The sequence below is a fragment of the Telmatocola sphagniphila genome (assembly GCF_018398935.1).
GTDB classification, from domain to species: domain Bacteria; phylum Planctomycetota; class Planctomycetia; order Gemmatales; family Gemmataceae; genus Telmatocola; species Telmatocola sphagniphila.
On the sequence record NZ_CP074694.1, the window covers coordinates 5414504 to 5431259 of the forward strand.

At 50.2% G+C, this 16756-nt stretch carries 13 protein-coding genes; 12 read left to right on the forward strand and 1 reads right to left on the reverse strand.

Translation table 11 applies throughout. The features are described from left to right. The first annotated feature begins 11 nt into the window (after positions 1 to 11). A complete protein-coding gene (locus KIH39_RS21650) occupies positions 12 to 521 on the forward strand; it encodes a hypothetical protein (protein WP_213495306.1) in 510 nt (169 codons plus the stop codon). A 123-nt stretch (positions 522 to 644) separates the two neighbouring features. Next, entirely contained in the window at positions 645 to 1952 is a 1308-nt protein-coding gene (gene argA / locus KIH39_RS21655) for an amino-acid N-acetyltransferase (RefSeq protein WP_213495307.1), read from the forward strand. A 6-nt stretch (positions 1953 to 1958) separates the two neighbouring features. Here the strand turns inward: argA and KIH39_RS21660 are convergent, their stop codons facing one another. Then, positions 1959 to 2807, reverse strand: a complete 849-nt coding sequence (locus tag KIH39_RS21660; RefSeq protein ID WP_213495308.1) for an alpha/beta hydrolase family esterase — start codon at positions 2805 to 2807, stop codon at positions 1959 to 1961. Positions 2808 to 3104: 297 nt separating this feature from the next. On the opposite strand from KIH39_RS21660, the gene KIH39_RS21665 reads away from it, so the two are divergent. The 10 genes from KIH39_RS21665 to ltrA all read left to right on the forward strand — a co-directional run bounded on the left by KIH39_RS21665 (position 3105) and on the right by ltrA (position 16570). Next, positions 3105 to 3617 carry a hypothetical protein gene (locus KIH39_RS21665; protein WP_213495309.1) on the forward strand — a complete coding sequence of 171 codons (513 nt, stop codon included), beginning with the start codon at positions 3105 to 3107 and terminating at the stop codon, positions 3615 to 3617. 146 nt (positions 3618 to 3763) lie between these two features. Then, positions 3764 to 4150 (forward strand): SMU1112c/YaeR family gloxylase I-like metalloprotein, encoded by a 387-nt coding sequence (gene gloA2 / locus KIH39_RS21670; protein ID WP_213495310.1) that lies wholly within the window; start codon positions 3764 to 3766, stop codon positions 4148 to 4150. 947 nt (positions 4151 to 5097) lie between these two features. Further along, positions 5098 to 6240 (forward strand): ISAs1 family transposase, encoded by a 1143-nt coding sequence (locus KIH39_RS21675; protein ID WP_213495311.1) that lies wholly within the window; start codon positions 5098 to 5100, stop codon positions 6238 to 6240. Positions 6241 to 6552: 312 nt separating this feature from the next. Then, positions 6553 to 7566, forward strand: a complete 1014-nt coding sequence (locus tag KIH39_RS21680; RefSeq protein WP_213495312.1) for an AAA family ATPase — start codon at positions 6553 to 6555, stop codon at positions 7564 to 7566. Beyond that, positions 7559 to 10243: a S8 family peptidase gene (locus KIH39_RS21685; protein WP_213495313.1), complete on the forward strand. Its 2685-nt coding sequence runs from the start codon at positions 7559 to 7561 to the stop codon at positions 10241 to 10243. Before KIH39_RS21680 ends, KIH39_RS21685 begins: the two co-directional genes overlap by 8 nt. Positions 10244 to 11014: 771 nt before the next feature. Then, positions 11015 to 11452, forward strand: a complete 438-nt coding sequence (locus KIH39_RS27275; protein WP_390623674.1) for a MauE/DoxX family redox-associated membrane protein — start codon at positions 11015 to 11017, stop codon at positions 11450 to 11452. Continuing rightward, positions 11380 to 11847, forward strand: a complete 468-nt coding sequence (locus KIH39_RS21690) for a DUF1573 domain-containing protein (protein WP_213495314.1) — start codon at positions 11380 to 11382, stop codon at positions 11845 to 11847. The genes KIH39_RS27275 and KIH39_RS21690 overlap by 73 nt, the downstream gene beginning before the upstream one ends. A 437-nt stretch (positions 11848 to 12284) precedes the next feature. Beyond that, a complete protein-coding gene (locus KIH39_RS21695; RefSeq protein ID WP_213495315.1) occupies positions 12285 to 13310 on the forward strand; it encodes a hypothetical protein in 1026 nt (341 codons plus the stop codon). A 2-nt stretch (positions 13311 to 13312) separates the two neighbouring features. Further along, the gene (locus KIH39_RS21700) at positions 13313 to 14212 is read left to right on the forward strand and encodes a DUF1559 domain-containing protein (protein ID WP_213495316.1); all 900 of its coding nucleotides are present in this window, start codon (positions 13313 to 13315) and stop codon (positions 14210 to 14212) included. 1125 nt (positions 14213 to 15337) lie between these two features. After that, complete coding sequence (gene ltrA / locus KIH39_RS21705) at positions 15338 to 16570, forward strand: group II intron reverse transcriptase/maturase (RefSeq protein ID WP_213495317.1); 1233 nt, start codon at positions 15338 to 15340, stop codon at positions 16568 to 16570. Positions 16571 to 16756 lie beyond the last annotated feature (186 nt).

The window sequence follows — 16756 nt, forward strand, 5'->3', positions numbered from 1 at the left end:
GGATGGCTAGCATGAGGCTTGGGCGAATTCAGGGATTTTTGATTTTAGTCGTTTGGTTCGGCCTGAGCCAAACGGCCAGCGCTCACGGGTTGAGTGCGGAAGCCAAGTTGATCGGCAAAACAGTCTACGTTACCGCCTACTTCGACGACGACAGCCCGGCCGCCGAGGCCGACGTCACCATACTCGATAGCCAGCAAAAAGTTCTGCGGAAAAGCAAAACCGACCGAGACGGAAAGTGCGAATTTGAAGTACCGGCGGTCGAGCGCTGCCGGATTATCGTCGATGCCGGGGGTGGCCATCTGGCCCGAATGTGGCTGGATATCCCGCCCGAAACCGATGAGGCGATCCGGGATCTGACACCGGGTCGCAGCCGGGACGATTTTGCCGGTTCCGGAAGAATCTATCGGGCTGGACTGGGACTGGCCTTCCTGCTCGCGGTTTACCTCCTTTACAAGCGTTTCGGCACATCCGCCAGGAATAAAAAATCACCTGCCGACGGCGGTTCTTCAAACCGCGCCTGAATCCTGTTATGATGAATCCATCGGGGAAAGATTTTCTACCGTCTGGGAAGCAATTCTTTTCCGAACCCGGAACCTGTATACTTCTCCCTTATTCCAATTGTCGTTTTGGGGATGCCAAGCTAGATGCTGCAACTGACCGCACTTCGGGAAATCCTTCGATATATTCCCCAATTTCGGGATCGGGTTTTCGTCATCGCCATCGATGGAGCCATCGTCGACGATGAAAATTTCGGCAACCTGCTTTTGGACGTGGCCCTGATGCGGAGTCTGCGAATCGGGGTCGTGATCGTCCACGGCGCCGGCGCTCAAGTGCGGCTCCTCGCCGAAAAAGAAAAAACGGCCATCACCAATCACGATGGTATCGGCATCACCGATCTGCCGACCCTGGAAATTTCCATTCGCGCGGCCAATCGCGTTACCCACGAAATTCTCGTCGGTCTCTCGGCGGTCGATCTCCTCGGAGCCTGCGGCAATCCTTTAGTCGCTCACCCGGCGGGTATCCTCGGCGGCGTCGATCACCTTTACACTGGCAAAATCGAGCGCATGGATGTGGCCATGCTTCGCAACATGCTCGAACACAACATCATCCCGGTCATTCCGCCGCTGGGCAGCGATGGTCAGGGACGGACCTATCGATTGAATTCTGATGCTGTGGCCGTGGATGTCGCCAAGGCGTTGCAGGCCGTGAAGCTCATCTATCTGTCCGAACACTCCGCCCCGAAAATCGGTACCCGGCTGCTCCGCTCGCTGACCATGGAGGAAGCGGGCGTGATCGTCAAAAAGCAGCGCACAGAAATCGTTCCAAACGATGCGATTTCCAAGCTGGAGAACGCCGTGCGGGCGGCTAAGGATGGGGTGCCGCGCGTTCACATCATCGATGGCCGGATGCAGGAGGGACTGTTGGGCGAAGTCTTCTCCAACGAGGGGGTAGGCACGCTCATTCACGCCAATGAGTATCAGTCGATTCGCAAGGCGCTGAAGAAAGATATCCGCACGATCATGAGTTTGATTCAGTTGGGCGTCGATGCGGACGAACTGCTGAAGCGTAGCCGGGCGGAAGTGGAACGGCTGATCGACGATTTCTTCGTTTTCGAAGTCGATGGCAATGCGGTGGCCTGTGGGGCCGTGCATCTGTTTCCCGAGGATAAGAAGGCCGAGCTGGCCTGCGTCTACGTGCAGCAGCGCTACGAAAACCAGGGAATTGGTGCCAAGCTGATTCGCTACGGGGAAGAACTGGCCAAGATCCGGGGCGCGGAAGAGTTGCTGACTCTTTCCACCCAGGCGATTAACTATTTTATTCAGAAGGGGGGCTTCCGGCTGGCCACGCCCGAGGATCTTCCCGGTTTTCGCAAAGAGCGCTACGAACGCTCCGGTCGAAAGTCGCAAGTTCTCATTAAGCGGATTGCGGGCGAGATGGCCGCGGCGAAATAGACATTTTTATCGCTTGGCAACCGCCTGAAAGAATTCCTGAATGCGTTGCACTGCCCCGTCGGGAATTTCATGCCCTCCCGAGTGTAAAAAGGTTATGACTTCGGTTCCTTTGTTCGAAGGATATTCCGTGCAGTGCGTACCCGCCGGTTTGCCCGTCGAATCGCAGCCATTCAGTTTTCGTATTTCTTCGATAGTGCGGATCTGCTGTTGATAGCGGACCAGCGGATCTTTCTCCCCGGCCACATGCAGACAGGGCTTGGGCTTCATTCCCTTGAAATCTTTCAGATCGAGTAAAGCCGCGATGGGAGCCACGGCGGCTATGGTGTCGTTGCGGGCCGCCCAAAGAACGTAGGTAAAGAAGCCGCCGTTGGAATGCCCGGTCACGAACACTTTCTTTTCATCAATGCCGTAATCTTTTTGAAAGCTCTTCAGCAGGGCATCGTAGAATTCGAGATCGCGATCCTGCTGATCGCCGATCGCTTTTTGCCAGCCCGCTCGTTTCCCTTCCGGATCGATGAACGGCGCGGCCGTGGGCAGTCCTTGCGGGTAAACGGTAATCGCGTCTGGCCAGCTCTCGTGAAATTTGAATTTTCGGGCGGAGAATTCCGCCGTGCCGCCATGGCCGTGAAATGCGAAAATCAGAGCGGGTTTGCTGACCGTTGTAGCGGGGACATGGACGAGTGCTTCGCGTGTAGTGTCTCCCACTTTCCAGGTCATCCGTTTCAATCCGGCGATTTCTTTTGAGGATTTATTCAGCTTCTCCCGCAAGGATTTTGTGCCTTCGGCAGGCGGTTGAGCAAACAGGGCGGGGCAGACGGTCAGGAAAGATAAAAGGAATAGCAGGCCGCGATACATGATCTATCTCGTGCAGGAAAACAGTCTATTACCGAGGGATACTAGATTAACACGGGAGAGTGTCAGGAGTTACGACGGCGAGAGAAGAATTTGAGTTTTATCGCTTCGCGAGTTGAGGGAGAGTCCTTCCTACTTAGCTGCACTCTTTTACGATCTCTGAATGTCGAGGGGAAGATTCGCAGCGGGGAGTTAAATGATTTCTCGACAAAATGCCTATGAATGTGGTACCGAGTTAGGTTTTCTAAATTACAAAAAATTCGGGCGAATATAATGATAGTAATCAGAGGAGAGTGAAATATGAGCTTTCGATGCACGAGATGGACGAACGACCCCATTTTTTGGGTGGTGCCTATTGTGTTGGTAGTATTTGATTTTTTTATTTTTGGATTTTTGATCGTCGCAATAGAGCGGCTCGCCTATGAAAGTCTGCTTTTCTTAGGACTCGCAATAATTTTAGGATTGGGGACTTTGGAGTCTTGGAACATGGTTTTGTTTCCTCATGAATTGGAATTCGTGTTGGAGGCAGATCGTATTCGCTGGGGTCGGACCGAAAAACCAAAAAGTCAAAAAGTGGTTCATTTTTCTGAAGTCAAAGAATTTCTGTGGGATGCGAGTGAAAGAACCTTACTCGCGGATACGAATTCTATGGGCGGCTTAACAACGATTGGAGAAGGGGTTCTTCGAAGTGATAAATTACGAGAATTTCTCGTGCATTTTGAGGAATGTCTTCAACAACATCACCCCGGAAAGAAAATTTTGGATAGAGGAAGTAGTAAGGTTCTCACTAATATCAGTGGGGATTTGAAATAGATTTGAAATCATTTCGTTCGTTCGCGACCCCAATGCTTCAGAGAAAAACCCAGTAAAATAGCCTTCTGACAAACCTGTAGGGTATTGTTAGAATAAGCGACTTTTGTTGCTGAGCTTAAAAATATTTGCATTCACCGAGCCTTCCCATGAATCTGCTTCGCACTCACCATGTGGCCGTGATCGTTTCGAACTATTCGAAGTCGAAGCATTTCTACACGGAGATTCTGGGTCTGGAAGTGATCCGGGAAGTGCATCGTAAAGAGCGGGATTCCTATAAGCTCGATCTGCGGATCGCCGACGGCACCCAGATAGAACTCTTTTCCTTCCCGAATCCGCCGAAGCGACCTTCCTATCCCGAGGCTTGCGGCCTGCGGCACTTGGCCTTCGAGGTGGCCGATCTTGATGTTACCGTGGCGGAACTAACGGGTCACGGCGTGACGGTGGAGGCCATCCGAATCGATGAGTTCACGGGTAAGCGGTTCACGTTTTTCAGTGATCCGGACGGCCTGCCGCTGGAGTTGTACGAGAGGTGAGGGGGGGAGCTTCTGCGATCTTTGACAGCAAGACAGAGCTTGCCAGTAGTCCGAAATCTCCACCTCGACTACGCATAATCAGAAAAGAACATCCTCCACTCTCTCTTTCTTCGCTGCTAAACGCGGTGTGCAGACTTCTCCGCAATCGAGGGTGCACACAAACCTTCGAATTTGACGATATTTCAAAGGTCCACCGGACTTTTTGGGGTCAAAAAGGGTCATTCTTTCCGGGATTTCCCTAGAGAGGTCATCAGGTCATCATTTTGGGCATAGTGGAGAAACGTCTTTTTGATGACCTTCGGTTATTTCTTGGGAAATACGCCTGTTTTGGGGCGATTCGTCGAAAACGGATTTTGAATCAAACTGATGACCTCCTTCTTTGAAGAAATGTTCGCGATCTAGTGCGAGAACGAAGAGAATTGGACAGCTAATGCTCTCAGGCGGGCCTTTGAAATCGGAAAAGGACCTATTCCCTGCACACTATAGCATAACCTTGTTGAATTGAATAACTATGTGCGTTGTTAGACGGCGGGAATCGATTTGAACGATTCTTATTAGCGACGCGCTAGCGGAGCGCTATTAGTACGCACTGCATCGAGACTGTCGCGTGCATTCCCTTTACATTTCGTGCTCCTCATTGAACGAAGTAATGCTCCGTTGTCGCGGTTAATATTCGGCGTGTTAGGGGCGATTTGCCGGTGCAGAAAGAGGGAAATTTCTTGCAAATCTTCGAGGAGCGAAAGTATTTTTGGGCAAAAAAATTGGTTTAAGATAACGCACTGTCAGGTACCTAGTGCCACCCCACGGCCCGCGCGCATAAACGGGTAAAATAGAAGATCTGGCGCGTTGTAATTTTTTGTGTTAGAACGGTCCTAATTGTTCGGCAATCCGTAGACTCAGGTGTAATTGTCTAGGTGATGTGTCCGACATTTTTTAAGGACTGTCGGATGGCCGAGAAACTCGTTGATATTGAAAGCATCGGTTCCTATTTCGAATCGCTCAGCGACCCTCGACACGAACGCAATCGCAAGCATCGACTTTTGGACGTCATCGTCCTTTCTATCGTCGGCATCCTTTGTGGGGCCAGTGGTCCGACCGCCATTCACCGGATTGCGGTTCAGCGTAAAGAATGGCTCCAGGGTTTTTTGACGTTAGCCAATGGGATCCCTTCGCGGGACTGCATCCGGCGGGTGTTGATGTACATCGAACCAGCGGCCTTTCAGAAGTGTTTTGAAATGTGGTCGCAGCAGATGTTTGCAACGGGAGTTCCAGGAGCGAAGCGGTTGGTTCATATTGACGGCAAGGCGTGCCGGGGTTCGCACGATGTCTCGAAGGACTTGGGTGTTTTGCACATCGTCAGCGCCTGGGCGAGCGAAGAAGGGTTGGCTTTGGGCCAGGTGGCGTGTGCGGATAAATCCAATGAAATTACGGCGATTCCTGAACTTTTGCGGCAGATTTCGGTGAAAGATTGTTTGATAAGCATTGATGCGATGGGTTGTCAAAAAGAGATCGCTTCGGCCATCGTCGACAAAGAAGGGGATTACGTTTTGGCGGTGAAGCAGAATCAACCCACGCTCTACAACGAGGTCGAAAAGAATTTTCTAGCCAGCTACGAAGAAGAGGTTGAAGGGTTGAAATATCGGGACTTCGAAACGCGAGAACGAGGCCACGGTCGTTTCGACGAACGGTCGTACCGAGTGATGCCGATTCCAAAGGATTGGCCCTTGAAAAAAGAGTGGCCGAGCGTCAAAGCCCTTGGCCAGGCGATTCGTGTGAGCCAGGAGGGAAACGACCTCGAGACGGTCGAGGTGCGCTACTACATCCTGAATCGCCAAGCGGGAGTAAAGAGGTTTGCGGAAGCCGTGCGAAGTCATTGGTCGATCGAATCGATGCACTGGGTGCTGGACGTTGTGTTTCGGGAAGATGAGAGCCGAACACGCGAGCGAATTCTAGGCAACAATTTGAGTTGGCTAAGACGCTATGCCGTATCTTTATTGAAGAACTACGACATGAAAGACAGCATCCGAGGCAAAATGACCTGCTGCTTACTCAACACGGACATTTTGACACAAGTGCTGATAGGAAAATAACTTCCAATACGCGCTGGCCGTGGTGCCACCCAAGCCATTACAGGATAATGACTTGCGCTTATTGAGAAAGGATGTCAGTACCACCCGCCGGGGCTAGCATGGTACACCGCTGGCGGGTAAATTAACCAGTTCTATCCCCATTTTGACTTGAATTTTCACATTAGAGGGAGGGTTCAACAGATAGAGCAACCGAGATCGCCAGTGGTTCTAGAGCCATTCCTGACATATCCTTTGCTAGAGAAGCGAGGTATACTCAACAAAAACCACTGGGGAGTGAATTGTCCCGGATTGGTCGCCTAGGGAGTTGTGTGTGTGGCTACTGCTGAGCAACTAAAAGCACTGATTAAAAGCCACACGTCGAGCAATGACGAACACTTCCGCACTGTGGCGCTGCAAATCGCCGCGCACACTGCTAAGCAAGGAAATACCCGTCTTGCCGACGAACTTCGTGCTCTTGTGGAAGAAGGTCGTCGAAAACAAGCCACGGCAGGGACGCCGCGTGCGATACCAATCGCTCGACCATCAGGCGAACTCGCAGGCCTTGTTGCCGCCAGCTATCCAAACACTCGGCTAATTGATATGGTGCTCACTGAGAGCATCCGCCACCAGCTCGAAGAAGCAGTCCAACAGCATCGACAACGAGACCGCTTACGCACTCACGGTTTCGCGCCGAAGCGACGTCTACTCCTTGTCGGTCCTCCCGGTTGCGGAAAGACCATGACTGCTACGGCACTCGCAGGAGAGTGCCAACTTCCATTGATGTTCGTGCAGCTTCACAGTCTGATCACGAAATACATGGGTGAGACTGCGGCGAAGCTACACGTTGTTTTCGATGCGATGGCAGAGACCCGAGGCGTCTATTTATTCGATGAGTTTGACGCAATTGGAGCGACTCGAACAGCAGGCAACGATGTCGGCGAGATTCGCCGAGTACTCAATTCGTTTCTTCAATTCATGGAGCGAGACGACTCAGACAGTATCATCGTAGCCGCGACAAATTTCATGGAAATGTTAGACGACGCACTGTTTCGTCGTTTCGACGATGTGATTCGATATTCGCCTCCTAACAGTAAAGCCATCCGGTCGCTTATCGAATCAAGACTCAGCTCTTTCACCCTTACCGGCTTGCGGTGGCAAAAACTGCTTACTGCTGCCAAGGGGTTGAGTCATGCCGAGGTGGCACGTTCTTGCGACGCCGCCGCTCGCACGACCATTCTAGGTGGTGATACGACACTGACAGGCGATCAACTCGTACAAGCCCTTTCTGCGCGTAGCGGAATGCGGTTGCATTCTCCAAAATCCAGGAAAAAAACTTCGCATGATTGAGAAGCCCCATCTCAGGTTGCACAACACAGCCCAACCTCTCGATTATACATCAACAATAACCGGCAGTAGAAAGGTTTTCGACCTTCCTCCGCGTGATCCTTCAATTCACGCTCCAAAGTTAAAGGCGGAAATTGATGCAGCAAGTGCAAATGCTCAGTTACGCCGTAAGGCCAACCAAAGTCTGACACCCGACGTTCTTGCAAGAAAACCAGAAGGGATGATTCTGACATTTGAAAGCGATCCCGGAGGTGAACTCAAACTCGAAAGTCTGGAAGACCAGCGTGCTGGCATCAAGGTAGTCAGCGTCAACCAAGTTGATGGTATTGAGCAAGCCAAAGTATTCGTCCCCGAAGGAAAGCAGACGTTCTTGCTGCGAAAGATTGACGAGTACACATCTCATGCCACTTTGACCATTGATGGAGACTTGTCAAACCGGCCTCGACTGGAAGCTCTGGCTGATTTGGAACTCGGTATTCGCGTAATCGCCAAAGATCGCCCGGGAGATAAGGTTCGAGTCACAATCAAATGTCCAGCAGCCGAGGCAGACCGCATCGCTGCCGAGGTGTCATCATTTGCAACCGTAAAAAAATCGGCCCGAAAGAACGAGCCTCTCATACATAGTATCGCTGCTGTTCGGCTCGCACTCGTTCATGATTTCTGGCAAGGCTCAGGTCCCCCGCCGACAACAAAGTCGCCAATGTGGTGGGAAGTTTGGCTACACGGTCGGCGAGACAAAGCAGTGGAACGGTTTGATCGTTTCCGAGAGATCGCACGGCACCTCGGCATCCGAACTGGCTCAAGATTTATCGCGTTTCCTGAAAGAGTCGTGTTTGTCGCCTACGCCACGGCCACTCAGTTTGCAGAATCCATAGACTTGTTGACTATGCTCTCGGAACTCAGACGAGCGAAAGAACTTCCAACACCTTACGTAACGCTAAGTGTTATCGATCAGCGAGCTTTCAGCCAGAATTTACTGACTTCACTTCAGCCTCCGCGTGCTGACGCTCCATCTGTTTGCTTGCTTGACAGCGGGGTTAATCGAGGCCATCCGCTACTAGATGTCGCACTAAGCGAGCAAGACGTATTTGCAGTGGATTCAGAATGGGGAACAGCAGATCACGATACATACCAACACGGAACGGGCATGGCTGGTATCGCACTCTACGGTTGCCTAACAAAAGTTCTTGCCCAGTCCGGAATAGTATCTCTTAGTCACCGATTGGAATCCGTCAAAATACTCCCACCCCCTCCCAAAGCAAATGACCCTGATCTGTATGGGGCAATCACTCAGCAAGCCGCATCACTAGCAACCATCAGAAATCCGAATCGTAACCGCGTTTACTGCATGGCTGTCACATCTGATTCAAGCGACAACGGGCTTCCGTCATCTTGGTCTGCGGCCCTTGATGAAATGTGTGCTGGTGTGGTTGATGAGACCCCTAAGTTATTCTTTGTCTCTGCGGGTAACATCCGAAGCGAATTTCACGCAACCAGCTACAAATATCACGCTTGGAATTGTGAGCAGGCCGGTGTCGAAGACCCAGCCCAATCGTGGAATGCTATTACGGTCGGAGCATATACCGAAAAAGTTGCAATTAGCGAATCCGACTTTGAGGGATGGCAACCGCTTGCCGAACCAGGGGATCTGTGCCCGACAAGTAGGACATCGCTTGCTTGGCCCACTGACCAACATAAAGGCTGGCCGACGAAGCCGGATTTTGTCTGTGAAGGAGGAAATTACGTTGAGATCGCTGGCAAGCGTTCCAGTGCAGATGACCTTTCACTTCTCACGACCATACTACATCCAAGTGGTCGTCTGTTTGAAACAACCAGAGATACAAGTCCCGCCACTGCTGAAGCTGCGCGACTAGCGGCCACTCTTTGGAGCCACTATCCCACGTTGCGTCCGGAAACTTTACGTGCATTGCTCGTCCACTCATCACGTTGGACGGATGCGATGTATCGTCGGTTCCCAGGTGACAAGAAGTCACAGATTCAAAGGCGACTTCGAACTTATGGTTACGGCGTGCCAGACTTAAACCGAGCGCTCTACAGTTTGGTAAACGCCGTAACTCTCGTTTACGAGGGTGGACTTCAGCCTTTTAAGTTAGATGCGCAAAAACAGCCAAAGACAAATGAAATGCACTTACATTCTCTACCGTGGCCCAAAAAAACCTTGGAGGATCTTGGCAAAACAGAAGTTTCAATGCGGGTCACATTATCGTATTTCATTGAGCCAAGCCCGGGACGAGTTGGTTGGGAAAACAAACACCGCTACCAGTCACACGGCCTTCGTTTCGACGTTATTCGTCCAACAGAAATGCTATCAGAGTTTCGACAGCGAGTTTCTCGTGCCGAATGGGATGACCCGAAAAACCCCAAGAGTAGACCCGATACTGTTGCCGAGACGCGAAACTGGATTGTCGGCGAAGACGGCCGGACGCATGGCTCCATTCATTCTGATTGGTGGACTGGAACAGCTGCGGAACTTGCGGCCGCAGGTCACTTAGCTGTATATCCAGTAACTGGTTGGTGGCGTGAGCGGCCTCATCTCGGAAGGGTGGCTCAAAGGACACGTTACAGTCTCATTATCTCAATCGAGACACCAGATACTGCAGTGGATCTCTACACTCCAATCGAAGTCTCGTCGAATGTTAAGACCGAAGTGTTGGTGTGAAGTCAAAATTTATGGTTCTTCTCCAATTTTAATGGGTAAGTGCTGCAATGAATTCACGGCGGGGTGGCACTGGCAACCCTAACCTGTAACCGCAAGTCATTATACAGTAATAGTTTGGGTGGCACTGGCTATTGCCAGTGCCGGATAGAATGACGAAACCAATACCTAATCCCACTTATCCCGAATTCTAGCCTGATTCCTGAAAAATAGGCTGGCTGCATGGGCAGATCCAGCTTTCGAAATTACGGACTCCTTCCCTCCTGACGAATGGTTGAAGGGATATCCATTCGAGCGAGCCATGGACTGTAAATGGTCCTCAGCCAAGTTTTACTCCCAGAAGACTCTGGAACAGCGAGATCGAGATTTGCCAATTAGTCAGGGTTTTCCTGAAGATTGGCAAGAATACGAGCTAACAAGTCGTGAATTCCTTGTGGTTTGAAATAGGGTGATTTGATGTCGAAAATGGATGAGTTCCTTATGGCACTATCAGATACACAGTGCCACCCAAGTATTTGCTGTATAATGACTTGTGATTATTGGGAGGGGTTGCCAGTGTCACCCGTCGGGCAAGCTCACTTTGCCAAAGAGAAAGCCCTTCTCTCTTGGCCAGGGCGTGAGTGATTACCAAATGAGGGCGTAAAGGATCAAATCTTAAATCATGATAATAATTTTGTAAGTAATAAGCCGAATTCTTTTCTAATGGCTTTGACTAATAATCGAGTACTGCTTAATATTAGGCTCAACTTCAGTGCTCAGGAGTAGCCTTCGCCAATGCCCCGCTTGATTCCAATTCCAATTTTGAATTCACTGAGATATTGGTATTTTCCAATTGCGGCATTGTTACTGTTTGCCGCTGGCACAAAAATATTTGGGCAAAGCTGGGGGCCAGATCCTCAATCCAATTGGATACTTTTACCGGTTGTGCAATCAATCGTAATAGCCTGGGAGATACTTCTCGCTAGTTTGCTCCTGTCAGGACATATACGCCACATAGCTTGGCTCTTATGTGTAATCACATTCTTAACTTTTGCATTGGTTAGCGCTGATTTAGCACAAGAAGGTTTTCCTACTTGTAACTGCTTTGGCCCAGTTGCTGTAAATCCGTGGCTGATCTTCGGGTTTGATACGCTGGTTGTATGTTTTCTATTTCTTGCCGTCCAGTACCTTTTAAAATTCGAGCTGAGATCTTGCGGCATGGATTTTCTCTAGCCAAAGTGGTTTTGATGATTGGCACAGTAATGGTGTGGTTGTCTGCAAGCGGCGCAATCCATGCAGCAATTTGCATCATCACGGGAAGAGTTTTAGAAGTTGAGCGTTACGTGGACTTTGGTGAGGTACATCCCCAGGAAAAATTTATTCATGAATTGACTATCAGAAATTCGAGCAGTATTGAACTGAATGTGGTAGGTGGCACGAGTGATTGCTCTTGTCTTGTAATAAATGTACCACAGTCAATTCCTCCAAACGGCAGTGCATCTGTTCAAGTGCTGCTAAAAGTTCCCTCTGAAGCGAGAAGTCGAATTATTCGATGGGTTCAACTGTATACTGATTTACCCAACCAGCCGCGTTTGCGGATAGCGATCGGTTACAATGTCAGCAGATAGTTCGCCGGAGACAGGTTTCGGCAGCTTAAGGTTCGTTGAATCAGGCGTTCGTGATGAAGAAGAAAAAGTTTAGATTGTTGAGCACTCTAACGCTCGGTACTCTGTGCCTATTCACGGCAATATCGGCTGCTCAAGAACTTTCACAAATGCTACCACCTCCCATTCCAATCCCAGCGCTCTTATGCTACCGGGCTTCAAGCCCTACCGAATGGGCGTGTGATGGGTTATGTACTGTAGAAGGTGAATCTTGCGGGCGACTCACCGGTGTCGGATTCATGGAGATTGATGGCCAGAGAGTAAGCTACACTGCATATAGCTGCGCTTGCGGTTAATTCTGAACAGTCATATTTAAAAAAATAATAGCCTTCAGCGATATTAATAGCTGGAGGGGATACATTAAAATCATAAAATGAAAGATCTTGGTTATGCGAAGATCAATGCAAAGGTTTTTGCACAGCATTGTTAAAACGGCATGCGTTACCTTTATATTTGTTCTCGTAACAGTTAATTGTGCTGCAGCCCAATACCAATCGACAACGTCTGAGGAACTGGCATCAAAGGGCATCACTTTCGATAAAGAGGCCGCTGCGAATTTTAAAATAACGCTTAAAAAACAAGCGTATCTTACAGACACGGCGACTAGACGGCTAGACGAACTCAATGCTCTTTATCTCACCTATAAAGTTGAAGGTGATAAAAATACATACACGGTCTATCGATCTCCCGACTATATCCTTGCACTAAATGACAAGTCGGTTATAGCGATGTCAAAACGAGGAGCATTCCGATTATCCCGCCCAGCTATTGATAAGCCTTATCGCTTGGAAATAGCTATAACTGTCAGCGAATTGGCTGCGAACCCCGGCGTGTGGCAGGAATTTATTAGAAGCTCAGGATTACGAGCAAAAGGAATTTTTCCACATGGGGATTCGGATTCCCCTTTTCTTCAGATCGATTCAATCTTAGGTCGTGCCGTTTCAACGATTCAAAAAATCGAGCCTGATACCAATGGACGGCTCTGGCTCGATTATATTTACACTCCCGTGTTAAAGGGCAAAGGCATTCTGTCGGAAACGGGACGGCTTCTTATCGATCCGAAAAATTACAATGTAGTCCTTGAGAACTTGCGAACCCTCTCCGAAAAAGATCTGCCAAAAGCCGTAACCACGATTCACGAGAAGCTTTCGTATCAAGCGCCCTCGTCTGAAATCCCTTTTGCACTCGTCAATGAATGGAATTTTACCGAAACAGCCGATGGTAATAAACCCATTCTTCATCACCTGAAATTCACCGATTACAAGATCGAAAAACTAGACCGCGAGCGATTGCGGTTATCCTTTTATAATTTGCCAAACGAACTCGTAGAGGATGCGACAAGTTATCAGTTTATCTGGCTGATCGCTTTGGTACTTGCACTGATAAGTTCGGCTGTTTTTCTAATTCTATTCTTTCGGAAGGCTTAGCCATGAAGCGATACAGGAAGAATTGCTCAGGTTTTACGCTTGTCGAAGTGCTCGTTGCGATCGCCGTTATTGCAGTTTTAATGGGCCTTCTACTATCCGCCGTGCAGAAAGTTCGTGAGGCAGCGACCCGTCTTCAGTGTCAAAATAATCTTAAACAACTGGGACTGGCCTCTCAAAATTATCACTCATCTCACGGTGTTCTGCCGATGGGAATAACACCAATTATCGCGAGAGATTCGTTTAGATATTCAACTTGGCTCACGCATCTGCTGCCTTTTATCGAGCAAGATCCGCTGTGGAATGAAACAATCCATGCTTATGGAGTCCAACCAAGAAATCCTTTTAGCGATGCACATGTTGGGATGCGAACAGTAGTTAAATTATTTACCTGCCCCAGCGATAGCCGATTAGTTCGGCCTCATGCTACGCATGGTCAGGTCTACGCCGCACTGACAAGCTATCAAGGGGTAAGCGGGACAGCTTATCTCCATGCTGATGGCGTCTATTATAATGATTCCTTAACCAAGCTTACGGACATCACAGACGGCACTTCCAACACGTTAGCCTTCGGCGAACGACCACCGAGTGCCGATTTTTATTATGGATGGTGGTATGCCTCCGGACTGTACGGGAAACAGGGTGGCACGGCTGTTCTAGGCGTGAGGGAGTTACGAGCGCCGAACTATCTGTTTACACCTGGCTGTCAAGAAGGTCCTTATTCATTTAGCCCGGGTAACATTTCCAATCAGTGTGATCTGTTTCATTTTTGGAGTTTGCACGATGGCGGAGCAAATTTCGCTTTTTCCGACGGGGCCGTCCGGTTCATGCGTTATGCCGCTGATTCCGTGATGCCAGCACTTGCTACACGTGCCGGTGGAGATGTTGTTGCCTCACTAAATTAAGGCTCGATGTCATTACGTCCAAGACCATCCATGTGCATGACACAGGCTTATTTGCCCGTGCAAGAAAAAGCTTGCGGCGGGGTGGCACTGGTAACCCTAACCTGTAAACGCAAGTCATTATACAGTAATAGTTTGGGTGGCACTGGCTATTTGCTGATGCCAGAGAGAGTGAAGAGATCAAAACCTTATCCCACTCATCCCGAATTCTAGCCATCTTCCTGGAAGATACGCTAGCTGCATGGGCAAATCCAGCCCTCGAAATTACGGACTTCTTCCCTCCTGACCAAGGGTTGAAGGGATATCTCCATTCGAGCGAGCCATGGACTTTAAGTGGTCCTCGGCCAAATTTTACTCCCAGAAGACTCTGGAAGTGCGAGATCGAGATTTGCCAATTATTCATGGTCTTCCTGGTGATTGGGGAGGATATGAGCTACCAGGGCATGAATTCTTTCTGGGTTAAAATAGGGTGATTTGTGATTGAAAATGGGTGATTTCGCAATGGCACTGGCAATAGCCAGTGCCACGTGCGCCCGTGACTATTCGATACTAGCAGGGTGAGATTCCCTGTCGAAAGGAGGCTTGGCCTTTTGTACCCGAAGGTAACTGCGTCGCTGCGAGGCGGGGTGGAGAGCAACCGGAGGGGAGCATTTCGTCCGCAATAAAGTGAACTCATTTCGGCAGCGGATACCGGCGAGCCTGCGTGGCTAAGGCGAAGCTAGCAAAGCCGGATTGACCGAGAGGTCCGCCAGTGGTTTGGAGAACTAATGGCGACGGCATCATCCCGAGATAAAGCCCCAAGCGAGTCGAGGGAGGTATCCGATGTGGTTGGAGGCGGAAGGAAAGCGAAGGTATCGAATGTAAGCGGGGATATCCGAGGCGCCGGGGAAGGCAAATGCCTTGTGCGTCGGAAGTCAGAGCGTTCATAGTAGCGTAGAAATCGGGTAATACCGAGGGAGCGAAGGGACGTAGGAAGGTGGATTTCGAGGTTACATGAGCAGGAAAGAGAAACCGTCGTCAGTGCCAGTGGCTAAGCAAGGCGGAGAAGCCGGCGACCGAACTCCGGGAACCGTTAGTAGGGTCCGAGAGCAATGGTCGTGGGCGGAACCTGCGGTGTGGACTGATCGGATGTTGAGTGCGCTCGAAGCGGGCGTTAAAGGAGGCGTCTGGTTTAGCTTGATGGACAAGGTGTGCAAGAAGAGGAACCTGAAGTCGTCGGCGACGAAAGTCATAGCGAATGCGGGTTCGGCAGGCGTGGATCATGTAAGTGTCGAGGCGTTTGCAAATCATTTGGACGAGAACCTGGAAGCTTTGGAGCGGACTTTACGGGACGGAACCTACCGTCCTTCGGCGATCCGGCGAGCGGTAATTCCGAAGCCGGGGAGTGAAGAAGGCCGTCCTCTAGGAATTCCGACGGTTCGAGACCGGGTGGTTCAAGGCGCGATTCGTCAGGTGCTGGAACCGATTTTCGAGAAGGATTTCGCCTCGAATAGTTACGGCTTTCGTCCGGGCCGGGGCTGCAAAAATGCCTTGCGAGAGGTGGACAGACTTCTGAAAGAAGGAGGCACGCATCTGGTGGATGTCGACATCAAGGGCTACTTCGACGCGATCAATCACGATCAATTAATGGATTTATTGAAGCGAAAGGTCGCGGACGGAACGCTACTAGGTCTGGTGGAACAATTTCTGAAAGCCGAGATATTCTCGTCGATGGGGAGTTGGGAACCGGAATCGGGAGCCCCGCAAGGGGCAGTTTTGAGTCCGTTGTTGAGTAACGCCTATCTGGATCCTTTGGACCATTTGATGGAATCCCTAGGTTTTCGGATGGTGCGATACGCGGATGACATGGTGATCGTCTGCCGCAGTCGAGCGGAAGCGGAAGAAGCCCTGGCGACGTTGAGCCGCTGGTGCGAATCGGCCAAGCTACAACTGCATCCGGAAAAGACGAGAGTGGTGGACACGCAGATCGAGAGTTTCGAATTTCTAGGCTATTGCTTTGGAGTTTATAAAGGACAACGTCTGATATATCCTCGGAAGCGAAGTCTGGAGAAACTTCGGGATGCGATTCGCGCGAAAACGAAGCGGAAAAGAGGCGATAGCCTATCGCAGATCGTCCGAGACGTGAGCGTAACGCTACGAGGCTGGTACGGATACTTCAAGCACAGCAAAAAGGGGATCTTTCGGGACGTGGATAAATGGACTCGAATGCGGCTGCGGTGCATACTGCGTCGTCGTCTGGGTCACGATTGCAGAAGCCGAAAGAGAGATAACTTCAAGTGGCCCAAAGCTTACTTTGCCGAGGCGGGACTGTTCTCCCTGGAACAGGCACATCGTCTGGAATCTCAATCCCTCAAGGGGTAAGACTACTGACCGGAAAGCCGGATGCGGGAGATCCGCCCGTCCGGTTTGGAGGGAAGGGGGAGCCCTATACTCCTCCTAGCCCTATCCAAGATGAATCAGAGTAAAGAGTTAGGATCAAACGGTTAATCTGACCAGTGCCACCCGGCCGCAAAATGTTCTGCAGAAATGGGAATGAGGGCGATTTTG

Coding starts and splice junctions, on each gene's coding strand:
- KIH39_RS21650 (WP_213495306.1), top strand. CDS start 12: ATGAGGCTTGGGCGAATTCAGGGATTTTTGATTTTAGTCGTTTGGTTC.
- argA (WP_213495307.1), top strand. CDS start 645: ATGCTGCAACTGACCGCACTTCGGGAAATCCTTCGATATATTCCCCAA.
- KIH39_RS21660 (WP_213495308.1), bottom strand. CDS start 2,807: ATGTATCGCGGCCTGCTATTCCTTTTATCTTTCCTGACCGTCTGCCCC.
- KIH39_RS21665 (WP_213495309.1), top strand. CDS start 3,105: ATGAGCTTTCGATGCACGAGATGGACGAACGACCCCATTTTTTGGGTG.
- gloA2 (WP_213495310.1), top strand. CDS start 3,764: ATGAATCTGCTTCGCACTCACCATGTGGCCGTGATCGTTTCGAACTAT.
- KIH39_RS21675 (WP_213495311.1), top strand. CDS start 5,098: ATGGCCGAGAAACTCGTTGATATTGAAAGCATCGGTTCCTATTTCGAA.
- KIH39_RS21685 (WP_213495313.1), top strand. CDS start 7,559: ATGATTGAGAAGCCCCATCTCAGGTTGCACAACACAGCCCAACCTCTC.
- KIH39_RS27275 (WP_390623674.1), top strand. CDS start 11,015: ATGCCCCGCTTGATTCCAATTCCAATTTTGAATTCACTGAGATATTGG.
- KIH39_RS21690 (WP_213495314.1), top strand. CDS start 11,380: ATGTTTTCTATTTCTTGCCGTCCAGTACCTTTTAAAATTCGAGCTGAG.
- KIH39_RS21695 (WP_213495315.1), top strand. CDS start 12,285: ATGCAAAGGTTTTTGCACAGCATTGTTAAAACGGCATGCGTTACCTTT.
- KIH39_RS21700 (WP_213495316.1), top strand. CDS start 13,313: ATGAAGCGATACAGGAAGAATTGCTCAGGTTTTACGCTTGTCGAAGTG.
- ltrA (WP_213495317.1), top strand. CDS start 15,338: ATGTTGAGTGCGCTCGAAGCGGGCGTTAAAGGAGGCGTCTGGTTTAGC.